At 74.9% G+C, this 3,281-nt stretch carries 3 protein-coding genes; 1 reads left to right on the plus strand and 2 read right to left on the minus strand.

Annotation, left to right across the window (positions count from 1 at the left end; all coding sequences use genetic code 11):
- Positions 1 to 616, minus strand: a 616-nt coding sequence (locus tag AKI01S_RS48390) for a hypothetical protein (protein ID WP_157420754.1), incomplete at its 3' end; no start/stop codon positions are given.
- Positions 617 to 742: 126 nt separating this feature from the next.
- Positions 743 to 2,191, minus strand: a complete 1,449-nt coding sequence (locus AKI01S_RS48395; protein WP_218010105.1) for a carotenoid oxygenase family protein — start codon at positions 2,189 to 2,191, stop codon at positions 743 to 745.
- 197 nt (positions 2,192 to 2,388) lie between these two features.
- Here AKI01S_RS48395 and AKI01S_RS48400 point away from each other — a divergent pair.
- Positions 2,389 to 3,281: serine/threonine-protein kinase (locus AKI01S_RS48400; protein WP_157420756.1), on the plus strand; the 893-nt coding region annotated here is incomplete at its 3' end.

Genomic DNA, 3,281 nt, shown 5'->3' on the forward strand with positions numbered 1-3,281 from the left:
CCAGGCGCGGGGTCCCGGCGGCGGCCGGGCGGCCACCGCCGGGCAGCGTCCCGCCCTCGGTCGCCACCAGCACGCCGACCAGCGCGGCGGTGAGCACGCCGCCTACCGCGATCGGCAGCACCGGGCGGCGCGCGGACCGGGCCAGCGCGTCGGGGACCGGGTCGGGGCGCTCCACCGGCGGCAGCAGCGCGACCTCGGCCGCCTCGATCACCGCCCACGGGTCGCGGACGCCCAGCCGCACCAGGTCGTCGCGGACCCGGTAGCGCGGCATCCCGGCGACCCGCAGCAGCACGCACGCCACCCGCACGCCCGCGTCCAGCCGCGACAGCGCGGCGGTCACCGCCGGGTCGGGCAGCCGCACCGGCAGCGCCCGCAGCCAGGGCCCGAGGCCCCGGTACATGCGGCGCGAGGGCCGCATGGCGCGGCGCAGCACCCGCAGGCGGCGCCGTTCGGGGTCGCCGCCCCACCGGGCCGCGCCGTCGACGATCCGGCGGGCGACCGCCAGCCGGTACGCCCGCTTCCCCTTGCCCGGCAGGGCGAAATACGCCAGCCACACCAGGTCTCCGTATCGCGACCCGGCTTCCACCGGGGTTTCCGCCATGGCCTGCTCCGGCATCGCCGAACTCCTCCAACACCCGCGGGTCGATTGCAGGCCAGAGGCTAGGGAGGCGAATGAGCGGCGGGCGCGGAATTGAAGGAACGATTAACCGGCGGGGCCACTATTTCCGTTCTTTTGCCGATGTCAGCGCGGCGGGTGCGCGACCCGTTCGGTGAACGACCCATGGAATCCCATGGGGATGTGGTGCCTCAGGTGCGCGACGGCGACGGGCTCGGCCTCCACGTCCCGCGCGTCGAGGACCAGCAGCCGGGAGCGGTGCTCCCCGGGGTCGTAGGCGAGGGTGAGCAGCCAGCCGTCGCCCTCGGCGGCGTCCGGCGCGCGGGGGACGAAGACGGGCTCGCCGAAGCCGTGGCCGGGCGGCAGCTCGTGGACCCGGCGCCGCCCGGTCGCGTGGTCGAGGTGGTGGACGCCGACGCCGTTCGGGGTGCGCCCGGCGAAGTAGGTGTGCCGGTGCGGGCGGCCCGCCCGGCGCGCGTCGGCGTGCGGCAGCTCCATCGGCAGCGCGCACACCTCCTCGCCGGTGACGCGGCCGTTGGCGCCGATCCGGTAGCGCACCAGCGCGCACCCCCACGGGAAGTCGCTGGTGCGGAACTCGCTGAACGGCCGGATCGCCGACTCCCAGTCCCGGAACCGCACGAACTCCACCACCGTGTCGGGGCCGTCCTCGAACGCGTTGACCAGGTGGAAGCCCATCAGCGACTCGTGCTCGACCACCCGTGCCCGGCCCCCGTACCGGGGCGCGACCACGAAGCAGGTGGGCCGGTGCGGCTCGTGGGCCAGGGCCTCGACGATCGAGCCGGTGCCCAGCAGGATGCGGCCCGCCTTCGGGATCACCGGGTTGATCACGAAGACCATGTGGCGGCGGGTGAGCGCGAAGTCGTGGTTCCACGGGGTGTAGGGCAGCGGGACGCGCGGCAGGCGGTGCAGGCGGCCGCCGGTGTCGACGCGGTAGCGGCGCAGGCCGCGCGGGCGGGTGAGGTCCATCCCGAAGTTGAACAGCTCGCCGGTGTCGGGGCAGCGCGACGGGTGCGCCGAGAACGCCGACAGCGCCGTCAGCCGCCCGCCGAAGGAGTGCTCGCCGAGCGTCTCCAGGCTGTCGGGGTCCAGGCGGAACGGGCGCCCGCCCTCCCACAGGGCCAGCAGGTGCCCGCCGTGCAGCACGACGCCGGTGTTGGCGACGTTGGCGGGCGGGCGCAGCGCGTTGGCCAGGGCGCCGCCGGGCCGCTGGGTGCCCAGCCCGCGCAGCCCGACCCGGCCGTGCCGCTGCCCGTACCGGTAGTGGCGGGTGCGCACGTACCGGTTCCGGTAGCGGACCGCGCCGCCGGCGAAGGAGAACAGCGAGACCATGCCGTCGCCGTCGAAGATGTGGTCCAGCAGGGTCTCGCCGACCTGCCAGCGGCCGGGGCCGTTGCGGTACAGCGTGCCGGTCAGGCCCTCGGGGAGCCGGCCGTCGATCTCGTCGACGGTGTAGTCGTGCTCGTCGTCCAGCGCCGCGTAGGACCGGTGCCACGGGTCGTCGCCGTACCGGGCACCGCCGTCCTGGGTACCGCCGTCCTCGGTCACTGCCGTCACGGTGGGCTCCTCGGGGTGGGGGCTCCTCGTCGGCAGGGTGTCATGGCGCCGGTACGTAGTTCAATACCTAACGACTAGTCCGGTCCGCCGTCCCGCTCCGTCCCTTTCGTCCCCGTACTACGCTGTGTCCTCCGGGGACCGTCCCCGGCCGCGCGCCCCCGCCGCGCACTCCCCCACCGAGAGGGTTCCGCCGACCGATGACCGAGGACGTTCCCGGCTACCGGGTGCTGGAGCAGGTCGGCGAGGGCGGGTTCAGCGTCGTCTACCGCGCGCACCAGGAACGCCTGGACCGCATGGTGGCGCTGAAGGTGCTGTCGATCGGCTCCGTGGACGACGCCGCCCTGCGCCGCTTCCAGCGCGAAAGCAAGATCACCGGCAGGCTGTCGGGCCACCCCAACATCGTGACGGTGCTGGACACCGGGGCCACCCGGTCCGGCCGCCCCTACATCGCGATGGAGTACTTCGAGCACGGCTCGCTCACCGACCGCCTGGAGCGGGAGGGGCCGCTGCCGGTCGCCGAGGTGCTGCGGATCGGCGTCAAGATGGCGGGCGCGCTGGCCGCCACGCACGAGACCGACGTGCTGCACCGCGACGTCAAGCCGCAGAACATCCTGGTCTCCCGGTACGGCGAGCCCGCGCTGGCCGACTTCGGCATCGCCCGGCTGGTGGACTCCTTCGACCAGGGCCACACCCAGGCGTTCACGCCGCACCACGCCGCGCCCGAGGTGCTGGAGGGCCGCACGCCCGGCGTCGCCTCCGACGTCTACTCGCTGGGCTCGACGCTGTACCAGCTGCTGGCGGGGCAGCCCGCGTTCCGCGGCCCGCAGGGCGAGGGCATCGCGCAGCTGATGCTGCGGATCCTCAACGACCCGCCGCCGCCGTTCCGCCGCGCCGACGTGCCCCGCCCGGTGTACGAGGCGATCGCGCAGGCGATGGCCAAGTCCGCCGAGCAGCGGTTCCCCAGCGCCGTGGCGTTCGCCCAGCGTCTCCAGCAGATCCAGCGGGAGCTGGGGCTGCCGGTCACGGACCTGGCGCACAGCGGCGGGGTCGAGACGGGGTTCCCGGCCCCGCCGCCCGCCGCGGAACCCCC

The organism is Actinomadura kijaniata NBRC 14229, assembly GCF_001552175.1.
Taxonomy (GTDB): domain Bacteria; phylum Actinomycetota; class Actinomycetes; order Streptosporangiales; family Streptosporangiaceae; genus Spirillospora; species Spirillospora kijaniata.